This is a genomic window from Aeromicrobium sp., assembly GCF_050700635.1.
GTDB lineage: Bacteria > Actinomycetota > Actinomycetes > Propionibacteriales > Nocardioidaceae > Aeromicrobium.
On sequence record NZ_JBOHDT010000107.1, the window covers coordinates 35,803 to 51,137 of the forward strand.

The 15,335-nt window shown below is 69.0% G+C and carries 15 protein-coding genes; 5 read left to right on the top strand and 10 right to left on the bottom strand.

Annotation, left to right across the window (positions count from 1 at the left end; genetic code table 11):
* Positions 1-714 carry a class I SAM-dependent methyltransferase gene (locus ACRDPN_RS08665; RefSeq protein ID WP_431447035.1) on the bottom strand — a complete coding sequence of 238 codons (714 nt, stop codon included), beginning with the start codon at positions 712-714 and terminating at the stop codon, positions 1-3.
* Between the two features lie 88 nt (positions 715-802).
* Between ACRDPN_RS08665 and ACRDPN_RS08670 the strand changes: the two genes are divergently transcribed.
* Positions 803-1,516: an oxidoreductase gene (locus tag ACRDPN_RS08670; RefSeq protein WP_431447036.1), complete on the top strand. Its 714-nt coding sequence runs from the start codon at positions 803-805 to the stop codon at positions 1,514-1,516.
* Between the two features lie 24 nt (positions 1,517-1,540).
* On the opposite strand, the gene ACRDPN_RS08675 is transcribed toward ACRDPN_RS08670, so the two are convergent.
* A complete protein-coding gene (locus tag ACRDPN_RS08675) occupies positions 1,541-2,506 on the bottom strand; it encodes an NAD-dependent epimerase/dehydratase family protein (RefSeq protein WP_431447037.1) in 966 nt (321 codons plus the stop codon).
* 217 nt (positions 2,507-2,723) lie between these two features.
* Here ACRDPN_RS08675 and ACRDPN_RS08680 point away from each other — a divergent pair, with 217 nt between their 5' ends.
* Positions 2,724-4,148 carry a polysaccharide biosynthesis tyrosine autokinase gene (locus ACRDPN_RS08680; RefSeq protein WP_431447038.1) on the top strand — a complete coding sequence of 475 codons (1,425 nt, stop codon included), beginning with the start codon at positions 2,724-2,726 and terminating at the stop codon, positions 4,146-4,148.
* A 297-nt stretch (positions 4,149-4,445) separates the two neighbouring features.
* Here ACRDPN_RS08680 and ACRDPN_RS08685 read toward each other — a convergent pair whose 3' ends face one another.
* The 4 genes from ACRDPN_RS08685 to ACRDPN_RS08700 are packed head-to-tail and all read right to left on the bottom strand — an operon-like array spanning position 4,446 to position 8,191.
* On the bottom strand, positions 4,446-5,276 hold the full coding sequence (locus ACRDPN_RS08685) for an HAD family hydrolase (protein ID WP_431447039.1): 831 nt from the start codon (positions 5,274-5,276) through the stop codon (positions 4,446-4,448).
* Positions 5,276-6,139: an alpha/beta fold hydrolase gene (locus tag ACRDPN_RS08690; protein ID WP_431447040.1), complete on the bottom strand. Its 864-nt coding sequence runs from the start codon at positions 6,137-6,139 to the stop codon at positions 5,276-5,278. The genes ACRDPN_RS08685 and ACRDPN_RS08690 overlap by 1 nt, the downstream gene beginning before the upstream one ends.
* 52 nt (positions 6,140-6,191) lie before the next feature.
* Positions 6,192-6,908 (bottom strand): response regulator, encoded by a 717-nt coding sequence (locus ACRDPN_RS08695; RefSeq protein ID WP_431447041.1) that lies wholly within the window; start codon positions 6,906-6,908, stop codon positions 6,192-6,194.
* Complete coding sequence (locus tag ACRDPN_RS08700) at positions 6,905-8,191, bottom strand: sensor histidine kinase (RefSeq protein ID WP_431447042.1); 1,287 nt, start codon at positions 8,189-8,191, stop codon at positions 6,905-6,907. The genes ACRDPN_RS08695 and ACRDPN_RS08700 overlap by 4 nt, the downstream gene beginning before the upstream one ends.
* 165 nt (positions 8,192-8,356) lie before the next feature.
* Here ACRDPN_RS08700 and ACRDPN_RS08705 point away from each other — a divergent pair, with 165 nt between their 5' ends.
* Entirely contained in the window at positions 8,357-8,662 is a 306-nt protein-coding gene (locus ACRDPN_RS08705; protein WP_431447043.1) for a hypothetical protein, read from the top strand.
* The gene (locus tag ACRDPN_RS08710; RefSeq protein WP_431447044.1) at positions 8,646-10,004 is read left to right on the top strand and encodes a cytochrome P450; all 1,359 of its coding nucleotides are present in this window, start codon (positions 8,646-8,648) and stop codon (positions 10,002-10,004) included. Before ACRDPN_RS08705 ends, ACRDPN_RS08710 begins: the two co-directional genes overlap by 17 nt.
* A gap of 4 nt (positions 10,005-10,008) precedes the next feature.
* On the opposite strand, the gene ACRDPN_RS08715 is transcribed toward ACRDPN_RS08710, so the two are convergent.
* From ACRDPN_RS08715 to ACRDPN_RS08730, 4 genes are all read right to left on the bottom strand, one after another.
* The gene (locus tag ACRDPN_RS08715; RefSeq protein WP_431447045.1) at positions 10,009-10,308 is read right to left on the bottom strand and encodes a putative quinol monooxygenase; all 300 of its coding nucleotides are present in this window, start codon (positions 10,306-10,308) and stop codon (positions 10,009-10,011) included.
* A gap of 113 nt (positions 10,309-10,421) precedes the next feature.
* Positions 10,422-11,783 carry an MFS transporter gene (locus ACRDPN_RS08720; RefSeq protein ID WP_431447046.1) on the bottom strand — a complete coding sequence of 454 codons (1,362 nt, stop codon included), beginning with the start codon at positions 11,781-11,783 and terminating at the stop codon, positions 10,422-10,424.
* Between the two features lie 13 nt (positions 11,784-11,796).
* Complete coding sequence (locus ACRDPN_RS08725) at positions 11,797-12,570, bottom strand: 3-hydroxybutyrate dehydrogenase (protein ID WP_431447047.1); 774 nt, start codon at positions 12,568-12,570, stop codon at positions 11,797-11,799.
* Between the two features lie 78 nt (positions 12,571-12,648).
* Positions 12,649-14,514 (bottom strand): helix-turn-helix domain-containing protein, encoded by a 1,866-nt coding sequence (locus tag ACRDPN_RS08730; RefSeq protein WP_431447049.1) that lies wholly within the window; start codon positions 14,512-14,514, stop codon positions 12,649-12,651.
* Between the two features lie 108 nt (positions 14,515-14,622).
* Between ACRDPN_RS08730 and ssd the strand changes: the two genes are divergently transcribed.
* Positions 14,623-15,335: septum site-determining protein Ssd (gene ssd, locus ACRDPN_RS08735; protein ID WP_431447050.1), on the top strand; the 713-nt coding region annotated here is incomplete at its 3' end.

Sequence of the window (15,335 nt, forward strand, 5' to 3'; positions counted from 1 at the left end):
TCAGCCGAGGTCGATGAGCGTGGCGTCGGGAGGCGGAGCCTCCTGGGCCAGGTTCTCCTTGAGCACTCGCGCGCGCAGGCAGTGGGTCTGGTGACGCAGCCGCAGGTTGCCGGTCTGCCCGCCGTAGGAGTTGAACAGGTCGCGGACGCGGGTAAGGGCCTCGGCGTCGACGGACGGATGCTTGGTCTGCTCGGCGAATCGGATGAAACCGGGGAGGTCGAGCTGCTCCCAGGTGCCGAACGCGTCGCCCTCCGGCTCCTCGAACAAGCCGGACGCCGTGAAGGTGTCGGCCGGCGTGTGGCGGGGCTCGCGGTCGCCGATGATCTCGCGCAGCTTGCGCATCCAGGGGATGGAGTCGTCGTACGTGCGGGTGACCGTGGACAACAGACCGCGCGGTCGCAGCACCCTGGCGTACTCCGCGAGCGCCGTGGGGGCGTCGCGCAGCTCGGGCACGATGACGACGTCGAAGGCCTCGGGGCCGAACGGCAGCCGCTCACCCTGGGAGCGCACGTACTGGATCTCGTGGTGACGCGTCTGCGTGACGTCGTCTCCGGCGACCACGACGTCGTGGCCCTGATCGGCCAGCAGGTAGGCGAGCGACCCGTCGCCCAGGTGCAGCACGCACGACAAGGTCTCGCCCACCATCCACGAAGCGGTTCGCTCGATCCCGCTGCGCGCGTCGGTTCCGGTGGCCAGCACTCCGCTCTTGTTCATCCCTTGCAGGCTACCGGCCGCGCGTGGAGGCGCCCGTGTGCAGCGCCGATGGATGGGACCGAAGCATGGGGCCGATACCTTGGGCCGCGTGTCAGATCCCTTCCTTGCCGCGGCCTCGCTGGAGGGTGTGCCATCGGCGTTCGCGGCGACGCGTGACGGCATCGATGCCTTGCTGCGTGACCGTGGGCTGCGTCGCACGACTCCCGAAGACACCGCGCGGTCCCTGCTCCTCGGTGCCGCGGCCACGGCGTCGCTCGAGGGCGACGAGTCGGACGTCGAGACGATCGCTGCCGGCGGCGGAGGCGTCACTGCCCGAGCTGCGGTGCGGCTGTCGACCGAGCTGCTCGGCCTGGTTCCGGTGTGGCGTCGCACCCCGGTGCAAGCCATCGCCCGCATCCATGCCATCGCCGCTGCCGGATCGGTGCCCGACGACGACCTCGGGCGGCCCGACGACCCGGCCGGCGTCGCCCGCCTCAGCGAGCTGGCCCACAACGTCACGGCGCCCACCGAGGCCCCCGCGTTGGTCGTCGCGGCCCTGGCCCACGCCGAGGTTGCCACCTGCGGCGCGTTCAGCTCGCACGCCGGTGTCGTCGCGCGGGCGGTCGAACGGCTCGTGCTGGTGGAACGGGGCGTCGACCCGGCGTCGGTCACGGTTCCTGAAGCGGGCCACGCTGCCGAGCCGGAGGGCTACCGCGGAGCACTGGCGGCATACGCACGAGCCGACGCGGCCGGAGTCAGCCAGTGGCTGATGTACGCGAGCCAGGCGTTCGTGCGAGGCGCCGAGGCGTCGCCGCTGGCCTAGAAGCGGTACGGAGCTGACGCGGGTTCAGCCGCGCACCTTCAGCTGGTCGTAGATCCACGCGTAGGTCTGCTCCAGCCCCTCCTTCAACGAGATCGACGGCTCCCAGCCGTAGATCTGGCGGAACAGGGTGTTGTCGCTGTTTCGGCCTCGGACACCTTGGGGGGCGTCGAGGTTGTAGCTGCGCTCGACCTTGACGCCTGAGATCTCCTCGAGGATGTCGACCATCTGGTTGATCGTGACCAGCTCGGCGGAGCCGAGGTTGACCGGTTCGACGGAGTCGCCGGCGAGGATCTCCATGCTTCCGCGGACGCAGTCGTCGACGAACATGAAGCTGCGGGTCTGCTCGCCGTCGCCCCAGATCTCGATGCCGTCGGTGTGCCCGAGGGCGACCTCGGCGACCTTGCGCGACAGCGCGGCGGGCGCCTTCTCGCGACCGCCGTCCCAGGTGCCGAGCGGGCCGTAGACGTTGTGGTAGCGGGCGACGCGGGTCTGGAGTCCGTAGTCCTCACGGAAGTGCCGCGCCATGCGCTCGGAGAAGAGCTTCTCCCAGCCGTAGCCGTCTTCGGGGTCGGCCGGGTAGGCGTCGGACTCCGCGAGTGCGGTGACGTCGGGATCGGTCTGCTTCTCGCCGTTGTAGACGCACGCCGAGCTGCTGTAGAAGAACCGCTTGGTGCCTGCGTCGCGGGCGGCCACCAGCATGTTGGTGCTGGTGAGCACCGACAGCATGCACTCGGCCTTGTTGTTCTCGATGAAGCCCATGCCACCCATGTCGGCGGCCAGGTTGTAGATCTCGTCGGTTCCCTCGGCGATCTTGCGGGCGTCGACGGCATCCGAGCAGTCGCCCACGACGTTCTCGGCCGACTCGTGGAGCTGCTGCCAGTCGTCGAGCGACTTGACGTCGACCGCACGGACCTCGTGCCCGGACTCCAGGAGCCGGTCGACCAGGTGGCCGCCGATGAATCCACCGGCACCGGTGACGAGTACGGTCATGTCTTTTCCAACCTCCGTGGGTCAGCGTCACCGTGACTTCGTGGTGCCGCACATCGTTACTTGGGGAATCGGTCGAAAGCAGGCGAGGGCCAGGCTGCGTCCCTCATGAGATCGTAGGCCACGCCGGTTTCGAACTCGAAACCACGACTTGCACAGACTCGCACCAAGCTTCCGGTCAACCCTGTCCGGGCCATCGACATGAGGGGATCTCTTTGATATGCGTCAATTCCTGGGCATCCTGCGTGCGCGACGGAAGTTCGTCGTCGTCACCCTCGGCCTGGGAGCCCTCCTCACCACCGGCGTGATCCTCGCGATCGCACCCACGTACTCCTCCACGTCGACTCTCTACATGTCCACGCCGTCCACCGGTGTCGCCGACACCTACCCGCAGTCGTCGACCGCCGGTCAGCGGGCGCAGTCCTATGCCGACCTGGCTCGTGGGCCGGAGGTCCTCCAGCGGGTCTCGGAGCGGGTCGACGCCGGCCTCAGCGTCTCCGACCTCGCTGACCAGGTCGAGACCTCCGTCGTGGAGAAGACCTTGCTGCTGCGGGTCGACGCCACAGCCGGGTCGCCTGAGCTCGCGCGGCGGATCGCCTCGGTGGAGGCCGAGGAGATCATCCGCCTGGTGGAGAACCTCGAGACGCCGTCCGACGAGGAGATCCCGGCGCCGATCATCGCGCTCCTGGCCGACAAGGCCTCGTTCAACCCCAACGCCGTGGCACCGAACCTCCCGCTCGGCCTCGGTGTCGGACTGCTGCTGAGCCTCGTGGTCGGTGTGGCCGGTGCAGTGCTGCGTGACCTGCTCGACACCTCGGTCAAGACGAGCGAGGACGTCGAGTCCATGACCAGCAACGCGGTCATGGCGACCCTGCCCTACGACCCCGTGATCAAGAAGCAGCCGCTCTGCATCGAGGACGGCGGCGGGGCCCTCGCCGAGGCGTTCCGGGTGCTCCGCACGAACCTGCAGTTCTCCAACCTCGACGCCACGCGGCAGACGATCCTGGTCACCAGTGCCATCCCCGACGAGGGCAAGACGTTCGTCGCCGCCAACCTCGCCATCGCGATGGCCAAGAGCGGACGCTCAGTACTGCTGGTCGACGCCGACTTCCGCAACCCGGGTGTTGCCGACCTGCTCGGTCTCGAGAACTCGGTGGGAACGATCACCGTCCTCCTGGGTCGCGCGAGCCTGGAGCAGGCGACGCAGGAGCACGTGAGCGGTGTCAGCTTCCTCGCCACCGGGCCGAAGCCTCCGAATCCTTCGGAGGTGCTCGACACCCGGGCCATGCGCGACCTGATGTCCACGATTCGCGCCGAGTACGACGTCGTCATTTTCGACGCGCCGCCGATCCTCCCCGTCGCCGACGCGGCGATCCTGTTGACCGAGGTCGACGGCGCGCTGCTCCTCACCCGCTACGGATCCACGAGTCGAGAGCATCTCCGCCAGGCCGTGCTCCGGATCGAGACCGTCGGCGGACGCCTGTTCGGCACCGTCCTCAACCGCACCCCGCGCAAGGCACTCGACGGGTACGGCTACGGATATGGCTACGGATACGGATCCACGCCCGAGCCCGCCAGACCCAGGACGGATCGCAGCGAGACCCGTGTCCGCGACGTCAGATCCGGTCGTCGTGTGAAGCGCTGACGTGGCGTCTCGGAGGGTCGCAGACCGGTGCAGACAGGTAGAGGGCACCACCTATGCGGTGGTGCCCTCTGTGGGGCCAGCATCTGCAGCTACCAAGCGTGCCTTCTGTCGTATCGTCGCCCCGGGGCCGCGTGATCCCTGAGTGTCGCGGTTGTCCCGAGTGCGACTGCCCTTTGGGACGGGAGATCGCCGCGTGGGTACTGAGCTGCTGTGCCGTCTGTGAAGTTGTGTCTCAGTTCTACGCCAAGGCCGTCCGAGACGAAAGGGCTACCCGCGCGTAACGTTGCGCGCCCGGGTTCACAAGCGTTGATTCGACGGGCTCACAGGACGGCGTCGCCGAGTGAACATCGTCACGGCGATCGCTCCCACACCGGCTGTCACGACGCCGACGGCGGCGGCCTTGGCGACACGTGTGTCGAGCCCGAGCCGGGCGCGCATCGACACCGGGTTGGTGAACATCAGGATGGGCCAGCCGTTCTCGTCGGCCATCCGTCGCAGGGCCTTGTCGGGGTTGACCGCGAAGGGGTGGCCGACGATCTCGAGCATCGGTGCGTCGGTCTCGGAGTCGGAGTACGCGAAGCTCGTGTCGAGGTCGTAGCCGTGCTCCTCGGCGAGCTCCTTCATCGCCCTGGCCTTGTTGGGGCCGTAGGCGTAGTACTCGACCTCGCCGGTGTACCGGCCGTCGACCTCGACGAGGCGGGTCGCGACCACATGGTCGGCGCCCAGCATCGCGCCGATCGGCTCCACGACCTCGGTGCCGGACGCCGACACGATGATGACGTCGCGCCCGGCGGCGTGGTGGAGCTCGATGAGCTCGACCGCCTCGTCGTAGACGATCGGGTTGATGATCGCGTGCAGCGTCTCGGCCACGGACTGGCGCACGACCTCGACGTCCCAGCCGGCGATCATCTGGGTGAGGTAGTTGCGCATCTTGGCGAGCTGGTCGTGGTCGGCGCCGCTCGCCGCGAACATGAACTGCGCGTACGCGCTGCGCAGCACGGCACGGCGGCTCAGCAGGCCACCGTCGTAGAACGGCCTGCTGAAGGCGAGCGTGCTCGACTTGGCGATGATCGTCTTGTCCAGGTCGAAGAACGCGGCCGACCGGGGTTCTCGGGGGGCTCGTGCCATCAGCTCGAGCGTACTCGCCGCGAGGCAGTGCCCCTCTCGGCAAGCCCCGCGTAGCACCGCTCGACGAAGGCGATCGTCTCGTTGGTCAGACGCTCGGGTCGCCGGCGCCATTCCAGGATGCTCTCGGCGCGCACGAACGTCGCGTTCGGCAGCTCGGTCGCCAGCATCGCCGCGTCGGCAGCCGGGTGCACGGGGTCGCGCGGGTGTCCGATGACGAGCGCCGGCGCCGAGATCTGCTGGCGCAACCGCGACGACGGGGCGATGCGTCCGAAGAAGATGCCGTGCACGGCTGCGCCCATCGGCTGCGGGTACTGCCGCATCGTGTCGAGCGCGATGCCGGTCCAGAACCCGACCATGCGGCGCGGCACGAGGGAGGTGGTGAGCCGGAGCCCGGTGACGAGCAGAGGGGTGAAGCGGGCGACGAACATCAGCGGCCCGAAGGCGATGAGTCCGGCCTCCACGGCGTTGTCGAGCACGGGCATCTCGAGGATCAGGCCCTCGACCCGGTCCGGGTGCCCGTCGGCGACCTCGAGCGAGACGTTCGCGCCCAGCGACGTCCCGCCGATGATCGCCTTCTCGACACCGACCGCGTCGAGCAGGTCGATGACCTGGCGGCCGAAGTCCGACATCGAGTACTGGGTCGGGTCGTCCGGACGGTCGGACGTGCCGTGGCCGAGAAGGTCGACGGTGAGCACGTGGTTTCCTGCCGCTGCGAGCTCCCGCGCCAGCGGCTCGTGCATGCGGCGCGGCATGAGCTGACCATGGATCAGCACCACCCAGCGGCCACCGGAGCCGAACTCGGTGTACTCCAGCTGGTGGCCCTCGTGGAGGAACTGCCCCGTTCGTTCGGACGCAAGACTCATGAGAGCAAACAGTAGAGGGGACTGGGCGACTCGGCCTGCGGAACCGGTCGTTTCAGGTACCGGCCGTGCGAAGACGGCCGGCGTCGCCCGGCTTGACGATGCCGTGGTCGAACGCGTACACGACGGCGGCCGCGCGGTCGCGGAGCCCGAGCTTCACGAACACCCGGCCGATGTGGCTCTTGACGGTGAGCTCGGAGATGAACAGCGCGCCGGCGATCTCGGTGTTCGACAGGCCGCAACCCATCGCGTGGAGGACTTCCTGTTCGCGCGTCGTCAGCAGGGTGTTGTGGTCGGGTGATCCGGCGCCGGTGGCTTCGCCGCCCGGCGACTCCCGGTATCGCGTCAGCACGCGGGCAGTGACGGCGGGATCGAGCCAGGAATCGCCCTCGGCGACGGAGCGGACGGCACGGATCAGATCCTCGGCCGAGGAGTCCTTGAGGATGAATCCGGCGGCTCCGGCGCGCAGCGCTCCCGACAGCATCTCGTCGTCGTCGAACGTGGTGAGGACAAGAACGGGTGGTGCGCCTGCATCCTCACGCATCAGACGGGTGGCCTCGATGCCGCCTACGCCCTTCATGCGCAGGTCCATCACGACCACGTCGACGTCGTGCTCCTTCAGCGCGGAGGGTACTTCGCCACCGTCGGCGCACTCGGACACGATCTCGAATCCGTCCCGTCTGCGCAGGATGCGGCGCAGACCGGAGCGGACGAGCTCCTGGTCGTCGACCAGCATCACGCGGGTGGCGTGCTCCTGCGGCAGGGACGTCACGTCGTGGCCTCCTCGACCGCAGGCGATGTGCCCGAGGCACTCGGTGCCCCGCTGATGGTGCGGCTGATGACGCAGCCGTCGGCAGCCACGGTCTCGCCTTCGATGGGGAGCATCGCCTCGACGACCCAGAAGTCGCCGGCGGGCCGTGACGTGAGGGTGCCGCCGAGCTGCTCGATGCGGGCGGTCATTCCGGTGATGCCGGAGCCGCTGTCGTCCGGTTCGCTGTGCGGGACGGTGCGCGTGCTGCGAACGGTCAGGCGGACGTCGGTGCGTCCGACGGCGAGACTGACGTGTGCCGGCGAGCCCGGCGCGTGTTTGGTGACGTTCGTGAGCGACTCCTGGACGACTCGGTACAGTCCGAGGCCGAGGGCAGGAGGGAGGCGGCCGACGTCGCCGTGGACGTCGTAGCTCGTCTGCAGGCCCGCGTCCCGGACCCGTTCGACGAGCTCGGGCAGGTCGTCGGCCGACGGAAGTGGCCGGTTCGGGTCTCCTTCGGTGGCGAGCTCGCTGACGGTCTGCCGGATGTCGCTCATCGCCTGACGCCCGACCCGCTCGGCGTCGCGCAACGCCTCGATCGCCTCCTTGACGTCGTCCCCCTCGGATCCGGCACTGTCTGACAGCATGCGTCGCGCTCCGGTGATGTGCAGCATCGTGACGCTCAGCGAGTGGGCGACGAGGTCGTGGATCTCGCGCGCGATGCGGTCGCGCTCGGCCAGCGTGGCACGGTTGTGCTCGACGGCGCGGGCCGCGCGCTCAGCGGCCAGGGCGCGCGTCTGCCAGTGGAGCATGAAGCCCAGGCAGAACCCGAGCACCGCCGTGACGAGGTGGACGAACAGCGGGTCCAGGTGACCGGTGATCGACGCGGTCACGAGAAGGGCGATCGCGCTCACGACCGCAACACTGCCGATCCGCAGACCACACTTGGCGGTTTGCTCGGCGACGACGAAGAGCAGGAACAGCGCGATGGCGTCCTGCGCGCCGGCGCCTGCGAGCGGCAGAGCGAGCACCAGTGACGCCGCGACCATGCTGGCGAGGAACGTCGGCCACCAGGGCACCCACGCCTCGATGAGAAGCTGGGTGGTCAGCGGCACGGTCACCAGCGCGAGGATGGCGAGGACATAGGGGAGGGTGACGTGGTCGCGCTGCCACAGCGCGAACATGATGGCGCCGGTGTGGCCCGCGATCGAGAACAGCGGGATCCACCAAGGGAAGGCCATCCCATGGGCCTGTTCCTTCTCCTCGATGCGCGCGACGACGCGTCGGAGGGTGGCGGGTGGGTACACGGCTCCCAGCGTAAGGACCAGGGGCCGCTTGCGGCATCCCTTCCTGGTCGGAAGCCCGCTCCTACCTGGGTCGTAGGCACAATGGGTCCTGTGGAGCGATGCTGCGCAGACGTGCCGGTCCCTACTGTCGAACCAGTTGATCCACCCGACGAGGGGATGAGTGACATGACCTGGACCGAGACCCGACGACGACAGCACGCGCTCCGCGAAGTCAGGGCGATCGCCGCGGTGCGCCAGGACGGCGTTCTGCCGTGGTCCGACGACTACCTCGACACCTTCACCGGACCCGACGACCTGCTCCGAGATCTTGCCTACTTCTGGCGGATCCACGTCGAGACGCAGATCGACGCGAACATCTCCGAGGCCGAGCTCGAGGAGCGCTGGGCGAACCTGTACCGGCAGTACGCCGGCGTTCCCCAGATTCTCGACGCCCACCGCTCGGTCCAGAGAGAGCATGAGCTCGCGGCTTGACACCGGGCTCGCCGGGCGCGTGACGCGGCCGACGCGTTCGTGGGCGACGTGGGCACTGGCCCACGGGATCGGCAACGCGTTCCTGGCCCGCGCCGTCCGCAAGGGCGACCCGCTCGCCCGGTTGCTGGCGGATCCTGTGCTCAATGCCGACCCGTTCGCGACCTACGAGGTGGTGCGCGCCACCGGTCCGGTGCTGAAGACACCGGTCATGTCCGGCACCGTATCCCACGCTGCCGCCAACCAAGTGCTCCGCTCGCCGGTGTTCGGTGTGGGTTCGGGCCACGGCGAACTGCCTCCCCTCACTCGTCGGGTGCTGGACCGCGTCATGGATCCGGACGCCCTCGGACCGATGGATCCGCCGTCGTTGCTCGCGGTGGACCCTCCCGATCACGCCCGGCTCCGCCGGCTGGTCACACGGGAGTTCTCGGCCCGGTCGGTCGCGGCGATGGAGCAGCGCGTGACGCAGGTGGCTGAGTCGTTGCTCGAACGCATCGCTGTCGATCATCCGGAGTCGTTCGACCTCGTCGACGAGTACGCGTCGCAGCTGCCAGTGGCCGTGATCGCCGATCTGCTGGGTGTACCCGAGGAGTCGCAGGCGGACATCCTCGCGTGGGGTGACGACGCCGCGATGCTGCTCGATCCATTGCTGTCGTGGCGCCGCTACCGGATCGCCGAGGCTTCCGTCCGTCGCCTGAACGGATGGTTCCGCAACCACATCGAGAACCTGCGAGCCGACCCCGGCACTGATCTGCTCAGCCGGCTCGCCACCATGCAGGACGACGACCGCATGGACGACCACGAGCTCCTCGCGGTGGGGCTGCTCGTGCTCGGCGCCGGATTCGAGACCACCGTCAACCTCATCGGCAACAGCGTCGTGCAGCTCGACGAGCACCCGGACCAGCTCGCCATCGCGCGCGAACGCCCCGACCTCTGGCCGAACGTCGTCGAGGAGGTCCTGCGCTTCGACTCACCCGTGCAGATGACGCTGCGCTCCGCGTATGCCGACGTCGACGTCGGCGGGCATGCGGTGGCGAAGGGCGAACCGGTCGTGGTCTTCCTCGGAGGGGCCAACCGCGATCCTGAGGTGTTCACCGATCCGGGGCGGTTCGACGTCACCCGCGAGAACGCGAACGAGCACGTCTCGTTCTCGTCGGGCGTGCACTACTGCCTCGGCGCCGGACTCGCCCGGCTGGAAGGCGCTGTGGCTCTGCGCACCCTCTATGAACGGTTTCCCGACCTCCGCGTCGTCGGAACACCGGTTCGGCGCGGCACCCGGACCCTGCGCGGCTACGAGTCCATCCCGGTGACGACCACCGCGTCGCGCGCGATGCGAGCCGCCTGAATTCTCAGATCGACACCACGCGGTCGAAGTCGGAGCCGGTCATCTTCTCGCAGAGCTCCCGGCAGGCCATCTGGCGCTGCATGAACCCCTCGGTCTGCTTCCACGCATTGCGGGAGTCGGCGTCGGCCCACTCGGCGAAGGAGACGAAGTGATTCGGGACCGTTTGGTTGCGGATCAGGGAGGCGTTGAGCATCGCCGGATGCTCCGCGCGGGTCCACTCGAGGAACTCCCTCCAGCGCTGGACGAACTCCTCTTCCGAGCCTTCCTTGACGTGCCAGGTGCCGGATGCGAAGTGATTGGACACAGAGCCCACCTCTTCCTAACTCGACTGCGTCTGACTGTAGGTCCGCGCCGGCCGCCTGAACAGAGTACGGGCGCGACACCCCCCGAGGATGTCGCGCCCGTACCTGAACCGCGTCAGTCGTGAGCGCCGCGCACGACCCGGTCGTGCCGCAGTGAGGACGACTTCGTCTCCTTGGCGAAGAGCACCGCGATCACGGTGATCACCGAGGCAACGGTGACGTACATGGCCACCGCGGTGGTGTTCTTCTCGTCGACGTCGCCGAGCAGCTTCAGCGCGATGATCGGGGCCAGGGCACCGGCGAAGATCGACGCCAGCTGGTAGCCCACCGACGCACCGGTGTAGCGCACCGAAGTGCCGAACAGCTCGGAGAAGAACGCGGCCTGTGGCGCGTACATCAGCGAGTGGAAGAACAGTGCCACGACCACGGCGAGCAGCACCTTGCCCGAGCTCTGCGAGTCGATCAGGTCGAAGAAGACGAACGACCACGCCGCGACGCCGATCGCGCCGATGAGATAGAGCGGACGTCGCCCGACCCGGTCCGAGAGTGCGCCGAGAGCCGGGATCATGAAGAACTGCACGGCCGCGGCGATCAGCAGCATCTGCAGGATCAGGTCCGTGCTGGCGTCCAGATAGGTCGTCACGTAGGTGAGGACCACGATGGTGAAGATGTAGTAGGAGACGTTCTCGGCCATCCGCATGCCCATCGCGATGAGGACCTCCCTCGGGTAGGTCCGGATCACCTCGAGCAGCGGCATGTGCGAGTCTTCGTGCTTCTTCTCCGCGATCTCCGCCTGGGCCTCCTTGTAGACCGGGGACTCCTCGAGCTGCAGCCGGACGTACAGGCCGATCAGGACGAGCACGGCCGAGAGCAGGAACGGGATGCGCCAGCCCCACGCCTCGAAGGCGGCGTCGGACTGCACGCCTGCGAGGAAGAACAGCACGCCGGTGGCGAGCAGGTTGCCGAGGGGGACGCCTGCCTGCGGCCATGAGGCCCAGTAGCCACGCCGCGCGTCGTCACCGTGCTCGGCGGACATCAGGACCGCGCCGCCCCACTCGCCGCCGATGGCGAATCCCTGGGCCAGTCGGCAGATGAGCAGCAGGATCGGAGCCGCGACGCCGATCGTCGCGTACGTCGGCAGCAGCCCGATCGCGAAGGTCGCGACACCCATCATCATCAGCGCGACGATGAGCATCTTCTTGCGCCCGACGCGGTCACCGAAGTGGCCGAACACGATGCCGCCCAGCGGACGTGCCGCGAACCCGACCGCGTAGGTGCCGAACGCGAGAAGTGTCGCGTTGACGGGATCGGCGTCCGGGAAGAACAGCGTGCCGAACACGAGCGCGGCAGCTGAGCCGTAGAGGAAGAAGTCGTACCACTCGACGGCGGTACCGACGAGACTCGCGAACACCACCTTGACGATCGACCGGTTGTCCCGGGTGTCCTCTGAGGCGTTGGCCCCCCGTGTCGTTGTCATCTGCTTCTTCCTTTCATGCGGCGGCCCAGCCGCCGTCCATCAGATATGAGCTTCCATTGATCGATTGGGTGCCGGGTCCGCAGAGGAACGCGACGAGGCCGGCGACCTCGTTGGCCTCGACCAGCCGCTTCACTGGAGTGCGGGCGAGCAGGACGTGTTCGAGGACTTGGTCCTCGGCGATCCCGTGGCTGCGCGCCTGGTCGTCGATCTGCCCCTCGACGAGTGGAGTGCGGACGTAGCCCGGGCAGATGGTGTTGCTGGTGACGCCCTTCTCCGCCCCTTCGAGGGCGATCACCTTGGAGAGGCCCTCGAGGCCGTGCTTGGCGCTGACATAGGCCGACTTGAAGGCCGATGCCCGGTGGCCGTGCACGGAGGAGACGTTCACGATCCGTCCCCAACCGGCGGCGTACATGCCGGGCAGGACCGCGCGGGCGAGCAGGAAGGGCGCCTGCAGCATCACCCGGTGGATCAGGGCGAACCGCTCCGCGTCGAACTCCTCGACCGGGGCGACGTGCTGGATGCCGGCGTTGTTGACGAGCACGTCAATGCCGCGCGAGCCGAGCTCGAGAGAGTCGATGTGAGCGGCGTCGGACAGGTCCACGACGAGGTACTCGCCACCGACCTGGTCGGCTGTCTCCTTGACCCCGCGCTCGTCATGGTCGAGCAGCAGCACGTCCGCGCCGTCGGCGGCCAGGCGGGACGCGACGGCACGGCCGATGCCACTGGCGGCACCGGTGACCAGGGCCGTGCGGCCGGCCAGCGTTCGACCTGAGTGGGACGCGCTCATTCGTGGGACGTTACGTGTCCCGCATCACCTTTCACCATGTGAGAGAGCCCATGGTTTTGGGGTTTCCATGTGCCCGAGTCACATGGTGCGCCGCAGACGGACCATCTGCAGTGCGAGCTGGACGTCGAGAGCGCGTCCGGGCTCGCGCCAGTGGTCGCCGAGCAGCTGTCCGACCCGTTCCAGCCGCTGTGTGACGGTGTTCGGATGAATGTGCAGGCGCTCAGCCGTGGCGCGCAGGGAGCCGCCTGCTGCGAACCACGCGTCCAGCGTCTCGACGAGCCGGGTGTCGCGTCCGGCGTCGTAGTCGAGGACCGGTCCGAGCGTGTGGGAGACGAACTCCTCCAGCTCCTCCGGCCCGTTGCCCCCGAGAAGGAGCCGGGCGAGCCCGAGACCGGCGGGGTCGCTCACCTCACCCGTCCGGCCGAGTCGCACGAGTGTGGTCAGGATCTGGCGCGCCTCGCGCCATGCGGCCGGGATCCGCTCGACCCCGCCCGAGCTGGACGCGACGCCGACCGTCGCGACGTCGAGTCGGCTGCACAGCTGGCCGCCGAGGCGAAGCGGGTCTTGGGGGGCGAGCACCACAACCTTCCCCTCGTGGACGCCGCCGAGACCGTTCACCTCGCGAGCCAGCGACGATGCGACCCGTGCGGCCTGCACGCCCGACTCCGACTCGGCGTCCGGCTCGGCGACGGCGATCGCCAGGTCGCCGTCGAGGTCGGCGCCCTGCTGCCGGGCACGTTCGCGGAGCCGATCCGCATCCAAGTCGCGACCGCTCACCAGGTCGACGAGCAGCTCGCCACGGACCTTGCTCTCGGCTTCGGCCTCGCTGCGCATGAAGAGCAGGACTAGCGCGACCACAAGTGCGCCGCGCTCGAGCGTGCGCCGCTCGAGCAGGTCGAGGGACTCGTCGGTGCGCAGGACGAGCGTGCCGAGGTGCTCGTCGCCGGCGGCCGCGGCCGCCACCCACGCACCACCGTCCATACGGACGCATCGTCCTGATGTCCGTGCCTCGGTGATGGCCGCGTCGAGCTGCTCCGTCATACCGGTGTCCGCGCCCGTCAGCAGTCGTCCCTCGTCGTCGTACACCGAGAGCTCGCCGCCGAGCACCTGGGCCAGCACGCCCGCCACCTCGACGACACCACCGCCGTGCAGGAGCACGTCGGTGAGCAGATCGTGTGCGTGGGCCGCACGTTCAGTGGCGTCGGAACGTGCCTGGAGCTCGGCGTTGGCCCCGTCCGCGGCGGCGACGGCAGCGCGGACCTGCTCGAAGAGTCGTGCGTTCTCGAGGGCCACCGCCGCGTGCGCGGCGAAGGAGGTCAGCAACGCGACCTCGGACGCGGGGAAGGCACGGATGGAGCGGTGCACGGCGAGCAAGGCTCCGATCACCGCGCCGTCGACCATCAGGGGTACGCCGAGGATGGCGCGGATCTGCTCGCCGGCGACCGCCGAGTCGATGTAGTCGGCGTGCAGGAACCGCTCGTCGGCCTGGTAGTCGGCGGTGAAGTAGGGCTCTCCGGTCTGGGCGACCAGTCCGAGCAGACCGGTGCCGAGGGGCAGTCTGAGGGTGCGGAACTCCGGCGTGAGGGCGCCGTCGGTGACCTTCATGTACGACGCGCCCTCCTCCTCGTCGTTGAGCGAGAGGTAGGTCATGTCCGCGCCCAGGAGCTGCCTTGCGCGGCGCACGATCGCGGCCAGGATCGCGTCGAGGTCGCGGATGCCGGTGAGATCGCGTGCCGTCTCGTACAAGCCCGAGAGCTCGGCCTCGCGGCTGCGCTGACGCGCCATCTGCTCGTGGATCCGCACGGCGAGCGCATGCTGCTGGCGCAGCGACTCGAGCTGTTCGGGCGTGGTCCCGGAGACCCCGGCCTCGGCCACCACGAGGTCGAGGTCTTCGCGTGACGCGCCGGCGAGCAGCAGCTCCAGGAACTTGGCCGTGACCTCCATGGGCCGATCCTGCCAGCCGGCGTCCACAGGGCCCGGGTCGGAATCCGGTGTCCACAGCTGCTCGTCGCAGTTCCGCGGCCTTGGTGGCGGGTCGCCGAGGCTGGCTCCATGGACCTCGCCCTACCCCTCATCGCCACCGCTGACGACCGCATGCTCGACGACGCTCTGCGATGGTGCGCGGCGGTCGGCTGCACACCGGAGGTCGCTCCCGACGTCGCGGCCGCGAGGCGTTCATGGCGCGGGGCTCCGGTCGTGATGGTCGGCGACGACCTGGCGCCCGAGCTCGTGCGGGCGCAGCTTCCGCGCCGCGACCACGTGCTGCTGCTGGCCCGTTCGCCCGGCGAGGCATGGCCGCTGGCCGTGGCCCTCGGTGCTGTCGACGTCGTCACAGGCGACGACGAGGTGCGAGCTTTGGACGCGTTGACGCTCGCCCTCGACGGCCGAGGCGAGGCCTGCCTGGTCAGTGTCGTCGGCGGAGTGGGCGGATCGGGGGCTTCCACGTTGGCCGCCTCCCTCGCGCTGGCCGGGGCCGATCGCGGCCTCCAGTCGCTCCTGCTCGACGCCGATCCACTCGGTGGAGGACTCGAGCTGCTCCTCGGAACGGAGTCCGTCGACGGACTCCGGTGGCACGACCTCGGGGTCGCCGACGGACCGGTGGCGGCCGAGTCGCTGGCCGATGTGCTGCCGCGCCGCGACGGGCTGGCCACGCTGTCATGGGGGCGTGACGGGCCTGACGACGTCCCGCAGGCGCTGGGCGGGGTGCTCGCGGCTGCCGTGCGTGGGTTCGATCTCGTCGTGGCCGACGTGCCGCGTCACCTCGA

What these genes read in the sequence shown, in the direction of transcription:
- ACRDPN_RS08665 (WP_431447035.1), bottom strand. Translation starts at nt 714, where the DNA reads ATGAACAAGAGCGGAGTGCTGGCCACCGGAACCGACGCGCGCAGCGGG.
- ACRDPN_RS08675 (WP_431447037.1), bottom strand. Translation starts at nt 2,506, where the DNA reads ATGACCGTACTCGTCACCGGTGCCGGTGGATTCATCGGCGGCCACCTG.
- ACRDPN_RS08680 (WP_431447038.1), top strand. Translation starts at nt 2,724, where the DNA reads ATGCGTCAATTCCTGGGCATCCTGCGTGCGCGACGGAAGTTCGTCGTC.
- ACRDPN_RS08685 (WP_431447039.1), bottom strand. Translation starts at nt 5,276, where the DNA reads ATGGCACGAGCCCCCCGAGAACCCCGGTCGGCCGCGTTCTTCGACCTG.
- ACRDPN_RS08690 (WP_431447040.1), bottom strand. Translation starts at nt 6,139, where the DNA reads ATGAGTCTTGCGTCCGAACGAACGGGGCAGTTCCTCCACGAGGGCCAC.
- ACRDPN_RS08705 (WP_431447043.1), top strand. Translation starts at nt 8,357, where the DNA reads ATGACCTGGACCGAGACCCGACGACGACAGCACGCGCTCCGCGAAGTC.
- ACRDPN_RS08710 (WP_431447044.1), top strand. Translation starts at nt 8,646, where the DNA reads ATGAGCTCGCGGCTTGACACCGGGCTCGCCGGGCGCGTGACGCGGCCG.
- ACRDPN_RS08720 (WP_431447046.1), bottom strand. Translation starts at nt 11,783, where the DNA reads ATGACAACGACACGGGGGGCCAACGCCTCAGAGGACACCCGGGACAAC.
- ACRDPN_RS08725 (WP_431447047.1), bottom strand. Translation starts at nt 12,570, where the DNA reads ATGAGCGCGTCCCACTCAGGTCGAACGCTGGCCGGCCGCACGGCCCTG.
- ACRDPN_RS08730 (WP_431447049.1), bottom strand. Translation starts at nt 14,514, where the DNA reads ATGGAGGTCACGGCCAAGTTCCTGGAGCTGCTGCTCGCCGGCGCGTCA.